General features: G+C 69.5%; 12 protein-coding genes. 8 read left to right on the plus strand and 4 right to left on the minus strand.

Annotation, left to right across the window (positions count from 1 at the left end; all coding sequences use genetic code 11):
- The first annotated feature begins 46 nt into the window (after window positions 1–46).
- Window positions 47–1,162: a Gfo/Idh/MocA family oxidoreductase gene (locus HEP85_RS15645; protein WP_329288043.1), complete on the plus strand. Its 1,116-nt coding sequence runs from the start codon at window positions 47–49 to the stop codon at window positions 1,160–1,162.
- The gene (locus tag HEP85_RS15650; protein WP_168528300.1) at window positions 1,159–1,623 is read left to right on the plus strand and encodes a heme-degrading domain-containing protein; all 465 of its coding nucleotides are present in this window, start codon (window positions 1,159–1,161) and stop codon (window positions 1,621–1,623) included. Before HEP85_RS15645 ends, HEP85_RS15650 begins: the two co-directional genes overlap by 4 nt.
- Window positions 1,624–1,853: 230 nt before the next feature.
- Here the strand turns inward: HEP85_RS15650 and HEP85_RS15655 are convergent, their stop codons facing one another.
- The 4 genes from HEP85_RS15655 to HEP85_RS15670 all read right to left on the minus strand — a co-directional run bounded on the left by HEP85_RS15655 (window position 1,854) and on the right by HEP85_RS15670 (window position 5,078).
- Complete coding sequence (locus HEP85_RS15655) at window positions 1,854–2,711, minus strand: fumarylacetoacetate hydrolase family protein (protein WP_168528301.1); 858 nt, start codon at window positions 2,709–2,711, stop codon at window positions 1,854–1,856.
- Between the two features lie 149 nt (window positions 2,712–2,860).
- Complete coding sequence (locus HEP85_RS15660) at window positions 2,861–3,571, minus strand: membrane protein insertase YidC (protein ID WP_168533664.1); 711 nt, start codon at window positions 3,569–3,571, stop codon at window positions 2,861–2,863.
- A 131-nt stretch (window positions 3,572–3,702) separates the two neighbouring features.
- Window positions 3,703–4,029 carry a DUF6412 domain-containing protein gene (locus HEP85_RS15665; protein WP_168533666.1) on the minus strand — a complete coding sequence of 109 codons (327 nt, stop codon included), beginning with the start codon at window positions 4,027–4,029 and terminating at the stop codon, window positions 3,703–3,705.
- A 233-nt stretch (window positions 4,030–4,262) separates the two neighbouring features.
- Window positions 4,263–5,078 (minus strand): class E sortase, encoded by an 816-nt coding sequence (locus HEP85_RS15670; RefSeq protein ID WP_168528302.1) that lies wholly within the window; start codon window positions 5,076–5,078, stop codon window positions 4,263–4,265.
- A 282-nt stretch (window positions 5,079–5,360) separates the two neighbouring features.
- Here HEP85_RS15670 and HEP85_RS15675 point away from each other — a divergent pair, with 282 nt between their 5' ends.
- From HEP85_RS15675 to HEP85_RS15700, 6 genes are all read left to right on the plus strand, one after another.
- Window positions 5,361–6,836, plus strand: coding sequence for a glycoside hydrolase (locus HEP85_RS15675; RefSeq protein ID WP_168528303.1), 1,476 nt, complete (start codon window positions 5,361–5,363; stop codon window positions 6,834–6,836).
- 157 nt (window positions 6,837–6,993) lie between these two features.
- Window positions 6,994–8,013, plus strand: coding sequence for an SEC-C domain-containing protein (locus tag HEP85_RS15680; RefSeq protein WP_168528304.1), 1,020 nt, complete (start codon window positions 6,994–6,996; stop codon window positions 8,011–8,013).
- Window positions 8,014–8,190: 177 nt separating this feature from the next.
- Window positions 8,191–9,771, plus strand: a complete 1,581-nt coding sequence (locus HEP85_RS15685; RefSeq protein ID WP_168528305.1) for an ATP-binding protein — start codon at window positions 8,191–8,193, stop codon at window positions 9,769–9,771.
- Window positions 9,772–9,890: 119 nt separating this feature from the next.
- On the plus strand, window positions 9,891–12,809 hold the full coding sequence (locus HEP85_RS15690; protein WP_168533667.1) for a Z1 domain-containing protein: 2,919 nt from the start codon (window positions 9,891–9,893) through the stop codon (window positions 12,807–12,809).
- A gap of 47 nt (window positions 12,810–12,856) precedes the next feature.
- Entirely contained in the window at window positions 12,857–13,837 is a 981-nt protein-coding gene (locus HEP85_RS15695; RefSeq protein WP_168528306.1) for a NaeI family type II restriction endonuclease, read from the plus strand.
- Between the two features lie 2 nt (window positions 13,838–13,839).
- Window positions 13,840–14,598, plus strand: coding sequence for an NgoMIV family type II restriction endonuclease (locus tag HEP85_RS15700; RefSeq protein WP_168528307.1), 759 nt, complete (start codon window positions 13,840–13,842; stop codon window positions 14,596–14,598).
- The last annotated feature ends 8 nt before the right edge of the window (window positions 14,599–14,606 follow it).

Consider the following 14,606-nt stretch of genomic DNA (forward strand, 5'->3'; position numbering starts at 1 on the left):
TGTCCCCGCGCTTGCACTTTGGCAACAGCGTTGCGAAAGTGGAGCCATGACAGGAAGCACGACTGACACAGGTCCTGAAGCAGGTTCCGCCCCCGGCGCCCCCCTCCGCGTGGCCCTCATCGGCTACGGGCTCGCGGGCTCCGTCTTCCACGCCCCGCTGATCGCCGCGACCGAGGGCCTGGCCCTGGACACGATCGTCACCTCGAACCCGGAGCGGCAGGAGCAGGCCCGCGCCGAGTTCCCCCAGGTGCGCTTCGCCGCCACCCCCGACGACCTCTGGGCACGCGCCGACGAGCTGGACCTGGTCGTCATCGCCTCTCCGAACAAGACCCACGTCCCGCTCGCGACAGCCGCCCTCAAGGCGGACCTCCCGGTCGTCGTCGACAAGCCGCTCGCCGGCACGGCGGCCGAGGCCCGGGAGCTCGCCGCCCTGGCCGACGAGCGCGGCCTCCTCCTCTCGGTCTTCCAGAACCGCCGCTGGGACAACGACTTCCTGACCCTCCGCAAGCTGCTCGACGAGGGCGAGCTCGGCGACGTATGGCGCTTCGAGTCCCGTTTCGAGCGCTGGCGTCCACAGCTCAAGGGCGGCTGGCGCGAGTCCGGCGACCCGGCAGAGATCGGAGGTCTCCTCTACGACCTCGGCAGCCACGTCGTCGACCAGGCGCTCGTCCTCTTCGGCCCCGCGGCCTCGGTGTACGCCGAGGCGGTCGTCCGTCGTGACGGCGCCGTGACGGACGACGACACCTTCATCGCGATCACGCACACGAGCGGCGTCCGCTCCCACCTCTACGTCTCCGCGACCACCGCGCAGCTCGGCCCGCGCTTCCGCGTCCTCGGCTCGCGGGCCGGTTACGTGAAGCACGGCCTCGACCCGCAGGAGGCGCAGCTGCGCGAGGGCGGCCGCCCCGGCGTGACGGCCGAGTGGGGTGTCGAGCCCGAGTCCCTGTGGGGCCGGGTGGGTTCCGGCGAGTCCCCGCTCTCCGGAGGCGGCCGGCCCGAGCCCACGCTCCCGGGCGCGTACCCCGCGTACTACGCGGCGGTGGCGGCCGCCCTGCGCGACGGCGGACCGAACCCGGTCACCGCGCACGAGGCGGCGGCAGCGCTCGACGTGCTGGAGGCGGCGCACCGCTCCGCCCGCGAGAACACGGTGGTGGCCCTGTGAGCGCCCCGGACATCGCGGAACTGGAGGAGCAGGAGCGCCGGTTGGTGCTTCCCCGGTTCACCCACGACGACGCATGGACGCTGGGCACGCTGCTCGTCGAGCTCGCCCGTGAGCGCCGCGCCCCCGTAGCCGTCGACATCCGGCGGGGCGGCCAGCAGCTCTTCCACGCGGCACTGCCCGGCTCGACCCCGGACAACGACGCCTGGATCGACCGCAAGCGCCGGGTCGTCGAGCGCTACGGCTGCTCGTCGCTCCTGGTCGGCACCCGCTTCCGCGCCAAGGGCACGACCTTCGAGGAATCCTCACGCCTCGACCCCGACACGTACGCGGCCCACGGCGGCGCGTTCCCGGTCACGGTCGAGGGCGCGGGCGTGATCGGCACCGTGGTGGTCTCGGGCCTGCCCCAACTGGACGACCACGCGATGGTGATCGAGGCCCTGACCCACTTCCTGGCCCTCTGAACCGCAGGGCCCCCGCGCCCCGCCAGGGGCACGGGGGCCCTGCGAGGGGCGCGGGGAACTGCGCGCCCAACCCCCACCGACCCGCACCCGAAACACCGACCGGGAAAGGCCGGGGGCGCAGCCCTATGCCTGTCAGGGGCGCGGGGAACTGCGCGCCCAGCCCCCACCCACCCGCAGCTCACCCACCACCCGCAGCTCCCCGCACCCCCTCACCTCACCCGGCGGAGCCCCTACGCATCGCCGAAGGCTTGCCGCTGTCGCCCCAGCCCCTCGATCTCCAGCTCCACGACATCCCCCGCCCGCAGATACGGCTTGGGCTCCGGCTGTCCCAGCGCCACCCCCGCCGGCGTACCGGTGTTGATGACGTCACCCGGGTAGAGCGTCATGAACTGACTCACGTAGCGGACCACTTCGGCGACCGGAAAGATCTGCTCGGCCGTCGTGCCGTCCTGCTTGAGCTCGCCGTTGACCCACAGCCTCAACGCCAGGTTCTGCGGATCCGGGACCTCGTCCGCGGTCACCAGCCACGGCCCCAGCGGATTGAACGTCTCGCAGTTCTTGCCCTTGTCCCAGGTGCCCCCGCGCTCGATCTGGAACTCGCGCTCGGAGACGTCGTGCGCGACCGCGTACCCGGCGACGTGCGCGAGCGCCTCCTCATGGGACGGCAGATAGCGGGCGGTACGTCCGATCACCACCGCCAGCTCCACCTCCCAGTCGGTCTTGACCGACCCGCGCGGCACGAGCACGGTGTCGTGCGGCCCGACCACCGTGTCCGCCGCCTTGAAGAAGATCACCGGCTCGGCGGGCGGCTCGGCCCCGGTCTCCCGGGCGTGGTCGTGGTAGTTCAGGCCGATGCAGACGACCTTGCCGATACGGGCGAGCGGCGGCCCGACCCGCAGCCCCGCCGCGTCCAGCGCGGGCAGCTCCCCCGACTCGGCCGCCGTACGGATCCGGCCGAGCGCCGCGTCGTCGGCGAGCAGCGGCCCGTCGATGTCCGGGACGACACCCGACAGGTCCCGGAGGGTTCCCTCGGTGTCGAGCAGCGCGGGCCGCTCCGATCCCGCCGTACCGACTCGCAGCAGCTTCATGGTCACAATCTCCCTCGATCGCGGGCAGCCGCCGATGGGTGCAGCCATCGGAGGACTGGTCGATCCTCCAAGGTGCGCGTCCAGTCCGCAAGACCCAGTTCACGGACTGGACCGCCCACCACCGTCACCCCGGCCCCCGGCCCGCGCCCTCAGGGGTACAGCACCGCCCGCTCCACCGCGCTCCACGTCGTAGTGGTCACGACGTACAGCGCGGCCGCCAGCGGCACCAACGCCACGGTGAGGAGAGTGAAATAGGAGAGGAACGGCATGAACGCGCTGACCGCGCCGAGTCCGGGGACCCGCTGCTCGCCGCCGGCCTCCGGCGCCGCGGCGGCCGTCGTCCGCTTCGTACGCCGGTAGTTGAACGTCGCGACCAGGGCGACCACCGCGAACAGACCCAGATAGACCAGCCCTTGGGCCCCGAACACCCCGCCGTCCCCGAGCGCGTCCGCGTACCGGTGGCCGAGCGGGGCGCCGAACAGCCGGTGGTTCAGCAGCCCGTTGGGGCCGTCGCCGAGCGTCGTGCCGGAGAACAGGTGGTAGAGGAGGACGAAGGCAGGTATCTGCAGAAGACCGGGCAGGCAGCCGGCCAGCGGCGACACCTTCTCCCGTGCGTGCAGTTCCAGCAGCGCCTTCTGGTACTTCTCCGGATTGCCGCCGTGCTTCTCGCGCAGCTCGGCGACCCGTGGGCGCAGCGCGGTACGCGCCCGCTGCCCCCGTGCCGACGCCCGGGACAGGGGGTGCACGAGCAGCCGTACGAGCGCGGTGATGAGAACGATCGCGGCGGCGGCCGCGGAGGCGTGGAACAGCGGCTGCAGCAGGTCGGCGACCTGCTCGACCAGAGTGCCGAAAGCGGACATGAGTGTGGACATGGATGAGCCCTCCGAGGGTCTCGTCGTGCCGGAGTCGAAGCAGATGTCGGCATGACGACCCGCGTGAGCCACGTCGGTCGTACGGAAGACAGGGAGCGTACGGAAGGGGGTGCCGTGGCCTACGCGGTGGTCGCCGGGAGGGCGGACCCCGGTGCCCGGGGACGTCTGCGCCCCGCCGCGTCCGGATCGCGCTGCGGCAGGAAGGCCGTACGGTGCTCGCGGTCACGGAGGGCCGTACGGACCCTCGTACGCGGGACGACGGGGGCGCACCGCGCGGCGAGGACGGCGCAGACCGCGATGGCGGAGCCGACCGCCGTGGTGGCGGCGAAGGCGACGGCGACGGCGGCCGAGAGGCCACCGGCGTCGAGCAGGACGACCTCGGCGAGGAAGAGGAGGAGGAGGACGAGGGGCAGGGGACGAGGGAACGGCGCGACGGCGGAGCGCATTGTCGCCCGGCGACGGATCATCGGCCACTCCCCCTCTCGCACATCCCCAGGTCCCGCCCGGCTCTCGCACGTCCCCAGATCCCGCCGGGTCGGGATCGAGCCCGGGGCCCGGCACCCTTTCGACGTCCGGGAGGGGCACGATGGTTCCCCGGGCGGGGCGTTCACGGCTACTGGCAGCGGCGCTTCTCCAGGACGCCCGGGTCCTGCGGGGACTCGACGAGGCTCACCGGGGCTCACCGGGGTTTCATGGACCGCAGCTTCCCCCACACCACCAGGCGGTACGTGGAGGTGTACTCGGGGGTGCAGGTGGTGAGGGTGATGTAGTAGCCCGGCTGGCTGTAGCCGTAGGACGGCCGGACGGTACTGCGCGGCACCGGGTCGATGACACCGCCGTCCCGCGCGGAGGTCCGCGGCAGCGTCCTGTCGACGGCGTACGTGAAGACGGCGGACGCCGTCTCGACGCGCACGGTGTCCCCGGGCCGCAGCCGGTTGATGTACCGGAACGGCTCCCCGTGGGTGTTGCGGTGCCCGGCGACCGCGAAGTTCCCGGCCTGGCCCGGCTGTTGGGAGCCCTTGTAGTGGCCGACGTACCCCTTGTTGAGGACGTCCCGTTTGCCGACGCCCTCGGCGACGGGGACACGGAGGCCGAGACGGGGGATGGTGAGGACGGCGTACGCCCGGGACCAGCGGGGTGCGGCGGGGGTGTCGGTGGACCCGGCCCGCCGTTCGCGCTCCCGGGACCCGGCGCTCCCGTCCCCGTCTCCGGCCTCCGTCTCCGCCCGCTCAGTTCCCTCGGCTCCCTCTGCTCCCTCGGAGGGGCCGGCCGGTCCCGGCGTCCCGGGTGCGCCCCACTCCCGTTCCAACGCCCGCACCTCGCGATCGGCGTTGTGCTGGGCCTGCCAGTTGGTCCACCACAACTGGTGGACGACGAGGAGCAGGAGGACGACGCCGACGGTGACGAGAAGTTCGCCGCCGGTCCACAGGACGCGCCTGCGCAGGGCGCGCCGGCGCAGAGTGCTGTGCCGCACCACGGGAACCCGCACGCGCATCCCTCTTCACCCCGGCCCGTACACCTCGGCCCGGCACGCCCGCTGGCCGCGCCGGGGGCCCGCACGATAGGGCGCGCCCGCTCAAGTCACCAGCCCTGCGGGCCTCTTCAGGCCCGAGCCGCTTCGTACAGCGGTTTTGGAAAGGGCTGTCGCAACCCTCGACAACCCCACGCGCCACACCCGATGCTTCCTGAGGGCGTCGGCGGGACCGATGCCCTCAGCCGGACAGGCCAACGCCGTGCGGACACACGGCAGTTGAGCGGTACGGAAAGGTGGAGAGCCGTGATCCGACGCAGAACACTGCTGGCCGCAGCCGGCGGTACGGTCCTCGGTGGCGCCCTGGCGACAGGAACCGCGCGCGCCGACGCGACCATCGCCGTGAACCCCGGCACCACGTACGGGAAATGGGACGGCTGGGGCACCTCGCTCGCGTGGTGGGCCAATGTGTTCGGGGCCCGGGACGACTTTGCGGACCTCTTCTTCACCACCAGGTCCGTCACCTACAACGGCACCGCGCTGCCCGGCCTCGGTCTGAACATCGCCCGCTACAACCTCGGTGCCTGCAGCGCGAACAGCGTGGGCGGCGAGAGCATGGCCGCCTCGCCCGACATCCCCGGGTACAAGCAGATCGAGGGCTACTGGCAGGACTGGAACAACGAGGACCCCACCTCGTCGGCCTGGAAGTGGACGGCGGACGCCACCCAGCGCGCCGCCCTCACGAAGGCGACCGCGCGCGGCGCGGCGAGCGAGCTGTTCGCCAACTCCCCGATGTGGTGGATGTGCCTGAACCACAACCCGTCGGGCGCGTCCGGCGGCGGCAACAACCTCCAGTCCTGGAACTACCGCCAGCACGCCTCCCACCTGGCCGCGGTGGCCCTGTACGCCAAGAACAACTGGGGCGTGAACTTCTCGACGGTGGAGGCCTTCAACGAGCCGTCCTCCAACTGGTGGACGGCCACCGGCACCCAGGAGGGCTGCCACGTGGACGCCTCCGTCCAGTCCGCCGTCCTGCCCCACCTGCGCGACGAACTCGACCGGCGTGGCCTCACGGGCACCAGGATCTCGGCGTCCGACGAGACGAACTACGACGTGGCGCGTACGACCTGGAACTCCTTCGGATCGACGACGAGGGCGCTGGTCGACCGGGTCAACGTGCACGGCTACCAGGGGTCGGGCGGCCGCCGTGACCTCCTCTACACGGACGCCGTGACCACCGGCGGCAAGGCCCTGTGGAACTCCGAGTACGGCGACGGCGACGGCACCGGCCTCAGCCTGGCGAGCAACCTCCTCCTGGACTTCCGCTGGCTGCACCCGACCGCCTGGGTCTACTGGCAGGTCATGGACCCGACAGCGGGCTGGGGCATGATCAAGTACGACGAGAGCACCCTGACGGCCGGCGCGGTCGAGACGAAGCTCTATGTGATGGCCCAGTTCAGCCGCCACATCCGCCCCGGAATGACGATCGTCGACACGGGCGTGGACTACGCGGTGGCGGCGTACGACGCGACAGCGAAGCGCCTGGTGATCGTCGCGGCGAACAAGTCCACGTCCGCCCAGACCCTGACCTTCGACCTCTCCCGCTTCACCACCGTGACCGGCTCCACCGGCGGCCTGGTCCCCCGCTGGAACACCCTCACCGCCGGTGGAGGTGACCTCTACACCGCGCACTCGGACACGCGTCTGAACGGGAAGTCACTGAGCGTGCCGTTCGCGGCGGGGGCGGTCCAGACGCTGCAGGTCGAGGGCGTGGTGGCCTGAGCCCGATCCACGACCGGGCACCCGCCACCCGTGCCACCCCCATACCCCTCCCCCTCCCTCTCCTCATCCCCCCCGGATCGGGTATCGGCCGCCCGCGCTCACCCTCTGGCCAGCGGATCTCTCCATTTCGTAAGGCGACGGCAGTACGGTGTCACCCATGCGCCCCGACACGCCTGCCGAGAACGTCGACCACACCGCCGAAGCCGCACGCCTGGAGCGGACCGCCGGCCTCTACCCCGAGGACGCCGAACACCTGCTCCTGCAGGCCGCGGCCCACCTCGAACTGGCCGGCGACCGCCCCGGCGCCAGCGCACTCTACGACCGCCTCCTGTCGTCCTCGACGCCCCTGGAGCGCCCCCACCTGGTCCGCGCCCTGAAGGCGTCGAACCTGTGGGAGTACGGCCACGAGGCGGAAGCGCGCGCGATCATCGACGGAGTACGCGCCGCGTCCCCGCGCGACCCCGCGCCCTGGGTGATCGTGGCGGAGGCACTGGAGTCGCACGACGAGCTGGAGGCGGCGCAGGAGACGTTCACGGAGGGCGCGACGCTGCTCCTGACGGACGTGACGGACCCCCCGTACGCCACCCGCCCCATCCTCTTCGGCCGCCACCGCGTCCGCCGCATGCTGGGCGTCGCCCACGACGACTGGGACGCCCTCGCCGACACCCTCCACTCGTCCCCCGTCTCCCTCGACGAACTCCACGACCCCAAGCGGGTGTGGTCACTCGGCTCGGAGAACCCCGCGGAGCTCCAGGCGGAGATCAGCCGCCTCCGCGCCGAACTGGGCGCCCACCGGGAGGCCCTCTCCCGCCCGTTCCCGGTCGCGGTCCTGCACTGGCCCGCCGACGAACTGGCGGAACTCCTGGCCGCGTATCCCTCCCTCGCCACGGAGTACCCGTCCCACGAGGAACACCTGGCGACGATAGAGGCGTCCCTGCGCGAACTGTCCGCCTCCGGCACCCCCAACCTGGGCATCGTCACCGGCACGGTCCCGTCCTACGAGGCCTTCTCCGCCTCGGAGGCGTCGTCCCCGTCCGACACGACGCTGCTCCCCCAGTACGCGACGACCCTGGCGGCCCGAGGCCGCGCAACGTCCTGGCCGCCTCAGCGGGGGGTTGTCTGCTGGTGCGGGTCGGGGCGGGGGTATGGGGAGTGTCACGGCACCCCGGGCGCTTGAGGCCAGCGACGTCCCGCCTGTCGAGGTCCGCCCCTGGAACACGTCCAGGGGCATCGAGCACATTTCTTCCGATCCCACTGTTCCTTCACAACTCGCGCACGCTAACGTCACATGTGACCAGCTGAACTGACCTGCCCGCACACATTCCGGGCACGGCTCTGCCCGCGAGGAACCCGTATGCCGCCCTACCAGCCGTCTTCGGACTGGCAGTTCGACGTACCCACCAGCGGAAGCAAGCGGCTCCCCCCGGCTGCCAGGTCGTTCGAATCGCTCACGCACCAGGGCTACGGCTTCGAGGCGGCCGTCGCCGACCTGATCGACAACTCGATCGACGCGGGAGCCCACAACGTCGTCGTGAGCTTCCTGCGCGACACAGGTGAACACGGCGGACGGGATCGCCTCGTGGGCCTGCTCGTCATCGACGACGGCCATGGCATGGACGAGGCGAGCCTGGACACGGCGATGACCGTCGGCGGGCGCGAGAAGTACGCAGCCGGGTCCCTCGGGCACTTCGGTGCCGGACTGAAGGCCGCCTCTCTGTCGCACGCCGATGCGCTCACCGTGATCAGCCGGACCAAGCGCAGCCCGTCGGCCGGCCGTCGCTGGCTCACCACTCGCGCGCAGGCCGACTTCACCTGCGACATCGTCGATGCGGCGTACTGCCAGAGCCTGGTCGACCGCTACGACGGGATCATCGACTGGCACGGCACGATCGTGCGCTGGGACGAGGTCCGCGCGTTCGAGACCATCACCACGGGCCAGACCGACCGCTACCTCAATGACGCGATCGAACGGCTCGAGACCCACCTCGGTCTCTTCCTCCACCGCTTCCTCGCCCGCGACGGCTTCCACATAGACATCGTCGTCGAGGACGTCCATACCCGGGAGGAACTCGACCACCGGAGCGTGGAGCACATCGACCCCTTCGGCTACCGGGTCCCGGGCCGCCCGGGCTATCCCCGTACGTACGTCGCGCCCGTCGAGGGCGCCGGCGACGTCGCTCTCACCGCGCACATATGGCCGCCCAAGTCCCCGCTGGTCGCCTACCGAGGCATCGGCCCGCTCGCCGAGCGCCAGGGCTTCTACCTCTACCGCAACGACCGGCTCGTCCAGGCCGGCGGCTGGAACGACACACGCAGCCCGGAGGGCCACCTCGCCCTCGCCAGGATCGCCGTGGATCTGCCGCCCGAGCCCAACGACGTGTTCTCCCTGACCGTCAAGAAGGACGGTGTCCAGGTCACCCCCGCGTTCGCCCGGGGCCTGGAAAGGGCAGTAACCCCCACCACTGGCCACACCTTCACCGAATACATCCGTGAGGCCGAGACGACCTATCGCGAGGCCGCCAAGCGACGCACCGAGGTCAAGCGCACGGCCGTCATCCCGCCCGGCAAAGGCATCGACCCGAAGCTGAAGCGGACGCTGCGGGACGAACTGCCCCAGCTGGAGGGCGACGACCCCATCACCTTCACCTGGGCCAGGCTCGACGTGCCGCCCGGCGCCGACTCCGCCGAACTCCTCTTCACCATCGACCACAAGGAGCGCCTGGTCGTCCTCAACAAGGACTACCGGCACGTCTTCAACTGCGGCAGGCGCGGGGGCTCCAACGACGCCCCGGTCCTCAAGAGCCTGCTCTATCTGATGCTCAACGAGATCTTCCAGAAGGAGCGGGTCTGGGCCAACCAGACCGACAAGGTCGCCCTGTGGAACAGCGTCCTCGTCACCGCGGTACGAGCCGAACTCGCCCGCACCGACGGTTAGTCCACCTCCCCGCCCCACATCTCCCCGCATATCAGAGAGGCCACCCAGCCGCCGTGACCGCCGAGAACACGCCCGCTCCCGACCGCCTCACCGACCTCCACGGCGAGGTCCTCGACGCGATGAGCCGGCGCGGCCCCAGGCACTTCGCCAAGCTCGCCTTCGTGCTCGCCGACACCGACGAACCTGCGGACACGTACGTGACCGGCTTCCACGATCGCATCCTGGCCGCGGTCCCCGGCGACGAGCTGCTCGACCTCTGGCGCCGCAAGCTCATCGCATGGGACTTCGAACAGTCCCCCATGTGGTCGGCCACCGCACCCCGAACCCCGGAGCGTCGCGCCGAGGTCTACGGGAAGCTCGCGTTGGATGCGGATCTGCGCAAGGCGTTCGACGCCGTCGTTCCTGTCCACACGGAACCCGGTCCTGTCACCATCAGCCGTGAGTTCCAGCCCTGGTACACCCGGGAGACGGCGGCGAACCGCTCCTTCTACTGGGCGTCGTACGAGCGTCTGCTGCGGCGCAAGGGCTGGAACGACGCGGCCGTCTCCGGTCTGGACGAGGCCGCGCACGCGGTCGTGGAGCGGCTCGCCGACCCCACCCGTGACGACCCCTACGGCGCGCGCGGGCTGGTCGTCGGCTACGTGCAGTCCGGCAAGACCGCCAACTTCACCGGTGTCACGGCCAAGGCGATCGACGCGGGCTACCGTCTGGTGATCGTCCTCGGCGGCACCCTGAACCTGTTGCGCGGCCAGACCCAGCGACGTCTCGACATGGAACTGATCGGCCAGGAGAACATCCTGGGCGCCGCCGACCCGAACGACGCCGATGCCCTGGTCGGCATCGACTACCAGGACGACGAGGACTGGCCCGCGAAGTTCGTCTCGTTCGGTGCCCGCCCCTCCGTGCTCGGCGCCTTCGACATCGAGCGTCTGACCTCTCGCGACCACGACTACATGTCCCTGGAACGCGGCATCAGCGCGCTGGAGTTCGACAAGCCGGACCGTACCCGTCCCCTGCACGACCCGGCGAACCTGCACGTGGCCCGCGCACGCGTCATGGTCGTGAAGAAGAACAAGTCGGTGCTGGAGAAGCTGGTCAAGGACCTCAAGAAAATGGGTCCGATCCTCGGCGAGATACCGGCCCTGATCATCGACGACGAGTCCGACCAGGCTTCGGTGAACACGACGGACCCGAAGAAGTGGGAGGACGGCAAGGTCACCCGCACCGCGATCAACGGCCAGATCAGCAAGCTCCTCACGCTGCTGCCCCGCGCCCAGTACGTCGGCTACACCGCGACTCCCTTCGCCAACGTGTTCATCGACCCGGGCGACGAGGAGGACCTCTTCCCGCGCGACTTCCTCATCTCCCTGCCCCGCCCGACCGGTTACATGGGGGTCCAGGACTTCCATGACCTGGACCCCGTCGACGACGGCGAGGGCGAGGGCGAGGCGGAGCGGCGGCACGTCCGAGGCATCTACGACTCCACGGGCGACCGGCTCCAGGAGGCCCTGGACGCCTTCATGCTCACAGGCGCTCTGAAGCTCTACCGCGAAGCCCAGGGCGTCCCTTCCGACGAGTTCCGGCACCACACCATGCTCGTGCACGAATCGGTACGCATGGCCGAGCACGCCGCACTCGCTCTGCGCATCAACACCCTGTGGGACAACGCCGCGTACACGGGCCCGGAGGGCCACGCTCGTCTGGCGTCCCTCTTCGACAAGGACTTCCACACCTACGCGGACAGCTCCCTGCCCACTCCCCCGACGTACGCGGACCTCAAGCCGCACGTCAGTGATGCCCGCCGACTCATCAACAGGGGCGGTACCCCCGTCATAGTCGTCAACGGCGAGAGCGAACGCGACTACGCCCAGCCCCACCTCGACTTCGACCGCACCCCGAACGTCTGGAAGATCCTCGTCGGCGGCACGAAGCTGTCCCGGGGGTTCACTGTCGCGGGCCTGACGATCACGTACTACCGCCGCACGACGCAGCAGGCCGACACCCTGATGCAGATGGGCCGCTGGTTCGGCTTCCGGCCCGGCTATCGCGACCTCGTGCGCCTCTACATCGGCCGTGAGGAGTCTCTGGGCCGCGGCCGCAACGCCAAGACGGTCGACCTGTACGAGGCCTTCGAGGCGATCTGCCGCGACGAGGAACTCTTCCGCGCCGAGCTGGCCCGTTACGCACCCCTGGTGGACGGCCGACCCCAGGTCACCCCTGCCCAGATCCCGCCGCTGGTGGCCCAGCACCTGCCGTGGGTGAAGCCGTCGGCCCGGAACAAGATGTTCAACGCGGAGCTGGTGGAGGTACGGTCGCCGGGCACGCCGATCGAGCCGGCGGCGTACCCGCAGGACGCCAAGATGACAGCGCGGAACACTGAGCGCTGGAAGCCCGTCCTCGCGGCAGTCAGCGGCACTCCAACGACATGCCGTCTGCTGCCGGATACCACTTCACCACTGTCTCGCAGCTTCCAGGCAGGTACCACGGTGGTATCGCACACTCAGCTGCTTTCCATCCTCAGCTCCCTGGAATGGGAGGACGGCAACGTGCTCGCCCCGCACCTGGCCTACCTGTCGCAACTCGACGGACGCCTGTCCAAGGTCGACGACTGGCTGGTCATCGTTCCGCAGCGGACACCGCGCAATCGGATCGAGGCGTCCGTGCTGGGCCAAGGTCCCTTCTCTCTGTTCCGCCGGAGCCGCCAGTCCGGAAAGGCGTCCTTCGGCCGCATCTCGGGCCTGGAACATCGCCTGTTTGCACAGCAGTTGATTGACCAGTCGGGCTCAGTCTCCGCTGGAGGCAGTTCCCCCGCACTCGGATCGACCCGAGGCGTAGTCCTCCTGTATCCCGTTGTCGAAGCCTCCCATGACGATGAGGTGAAGGCCGTGGCCGCAACGGGTACCGCGACAAGTGACCGGGTCATCATGGCGTTCACCGTGATTCCGCCGAAAGCGGCCCTCGACACGAAGCAGCGACTCGTACGCTTCCAGACCAGGGACTCCACTCGGCCGGACGCGGTTATCGTCAACGCGATCTAAGACGCCTTGGCTCTGTGCGTACCGAATGACCCACCGATGAGGAGAGCATGCTTCCTTTCGAAGAGGCCGACATCAGGGCCGCCGCGTCGGTGGCCCTGCAGCATGCGGCGGCCGGGGCGGACCCAGAACTCGACAAGGTCTACGAGCACATCAAGGCACTCGACCCTACGGGCTGCCGGTTCTCCAGGGTCCTTCGTGAGACCATCGACCAGCTGCTCAACGGCGAGGTGACCGGACGCTACGACTGGAAGACGCTCTTCAAGACCGAGAAGACTCACGCGGGAACGCTGGTAGAGATCAACTTGCAGCGTGAGTTCAAGTTCGCGGACGGCGACGCTATGGACTACCAGATCGCCGGCGTCGACGTGGACTGCAAGTACTCCCAGCAGTTCGGCGGCTGGATGATTCCACCGGAAGCGGTGGACCGCCTCTGCCTCCTGGCCTGGGCGAATGACTACAAGTCCGTCTGGAGTATCGGCCTCGTCCGTATACGCAATGAGTGGCTGAACACCGGAAACAACCGTGATCTCAAGCTCACGATCAAGGCGGACCACCGGGACAAGATTCGGTGGTTGTGGCGCGACGAGGACCTCCCCGAGAACGTGCTCCTCCACATGGATGCTGCGGACCGTGAGGCGGTCTTCACATCGAACTCGGGCCAGCGCCGCTTGAACGAACTCTTCCGGCGCGTCCAGAAACGACGCATCGGCCGCAACGTGGTGCGCACGGTTGCCCAGCAGAAGGACTACATGAAGCGGGTCCGCGGCAACAGCGGCAGTCGGTCAGCACTGAGGGCAGAAGGCATCCTCATCATGGGTGACTCCGCCAGCCATCGAGTGATCGCCGGCCGACTCGGTCTCCCCCTCCCGGAGGAAGGCGAATTCGTCAGCGCCCGGGTGGTCACCGCAAGACCTCATCACGGGAAGGCCCTACAAGTCTCTCTAGGCGGGAACCCATGGGTCCTGGCCCAGCCAGACGACCCGGTTGAGGCCGCCCCGGCCCTGCCTTCGCACACCGGACAGGACTGACGATGAACGCACCGTTCGCCACGGGCCTTCTCGGGTGGAAAAGGCTGGAGAAGACCGGGAATCTCGTCCCAAACAGCGCGGACTCCGACAGCAATACGTCAAAGCTGCTCGCGAGGCATGTTCTTGAGGCATTGGGGGTGGAGTCCGATGTCGTACTTCCCGGCACCCCCGACAGCCTTGGCCCCGCACTGGAACACGCCGTCTGCGATCACCTGGGAGCCGTGCTGCCTGACCTGTCTCCCGAACGGGTGTGGCACGTTGACCACAAGAAGACCGTGGCCGACTTCACGCAGTACGAGCACTTGGACAGAGTTGCCGAGGCCGTACGCAAGAACGCCACCCTCCGTGTTGATCTGGGTCGCGATTACCTCATCAAGCCCGATGTCACCGTAGGGGTCACGCGTCCCACAGCGGAGGCCACGACCCGCCCGCGCCTGCATGCGGCAGTATCATGCAAGTGGACAATAAGGTCAGATCGCGTACAAAATGTGCGCCACGAATTCCTGCAGATGATCAGGCATCGACGTGGCCGGCTCCCCCATCTGGTGGTGGTGACCGCGGAGCCCATGCCCAGCCGCATCGCCTCAATCGCGCGGGGAACGGGAGAAGCCGACGCCATCTATCACATCGCCTTCGACGCTCTGAAGGCCGCGGTAGCTGCCGTTGGCAGCCGCCAGCAAAGGGACGATCTCAGCGAGATCATCGAACAGGGCCGCCTTCTCCCCTATGGAACACTGCCGCCAACTCTGTCCGGCTGGTAATTCACCTC

Origin of the sequence: Streptomyces sp. RPA4-2 (assembly GCF_012273515.2) — a bacterium.
In the GTDB taxonomy this organism is placed as follows: domain Bacteria; phylum Actinomycetota; class Actinomycetes; order Streptomycetales; family Streptomycetaceae; genus Streptomyces; species Streptomyces kaempferi.

Excerpts from the sequence above, each read along its gene's own strand:
- HEP85_RS15645 (WP_329288043.1), top strand. The coding sequence starts at position 47 with ATGACAGGAAGCACGACTGACACAGGTCCTGAAGCAGGTTCCGCCCCC.
- HEP85_RS15655 (WP_168528301.1), bottom strand. The coding sequence starts at position 2,711 with ATGAAGCTGCTGCGAGTCGGTACGGCGGGATCGGAGCGGCCCGCGCTG.
- HEP85_RS15660 (WP_168533664.1), bottom strand. The coding sequence starts at position 3,571 with ATGTCCGCTTTCGGCACTCTGGTCGAGCAGGTCGCCGACCTGCTGCAG.
- HEP85_RS15665 (WP_168533666.1), bottom strand. The coding sequence starts at position 4,029 with ATGCGCTCCGCCGTCGCGCCGTTCCCTCGTCCCCTGCCCCTCGTCCTC.
- HEP85_RS15670 (WP_168528302.1), bottom strand. The coding sequence starts at position 5,078 with ATGCGCGTGCGGGTTCCCGTGGTGCGGCACAGCACTCTGCGCCGGCGC.
- HEP85_RS15680 (WP_168528304.1), top strand. The coding sequence starts at position 6,994 with ATGCGCCCCGACACGCCTGCCGAGAACGTCGACCACACCGCCGAAGCC.
- HEP85_RS15685 (WP_168528305.1), top strand. The coding sequence starts at position 8,191 with ATGCCGCCCTACCAGCCGTCTTCGGACTGGCAGTTCGACGTACCCACC.
- HEP85_RS15690 (WP_168533667.1), top strand. The coding sequence starts at position 9,891 with ATGAGCCGGCGCGGCCCCAGGCACTTCGCCAAGCTCGCCTTCGTGCTC.
- HEP85_RS15695 (WP_168528306.1), top strand. The coding sequence starts at position 12,857 with ATGCTTCCTTTCGAAGAGGCCGACATCAGGGCCGCCGCGTCGGTGGCC.
- HEP85_RS15700 (WP_168528307.1), top strand. The coding sequence starts at position 13,840 with ATGAACGCACCGTTCGCCACGGGCCTTCTCGGGTGGAAAAGGCTGGAG.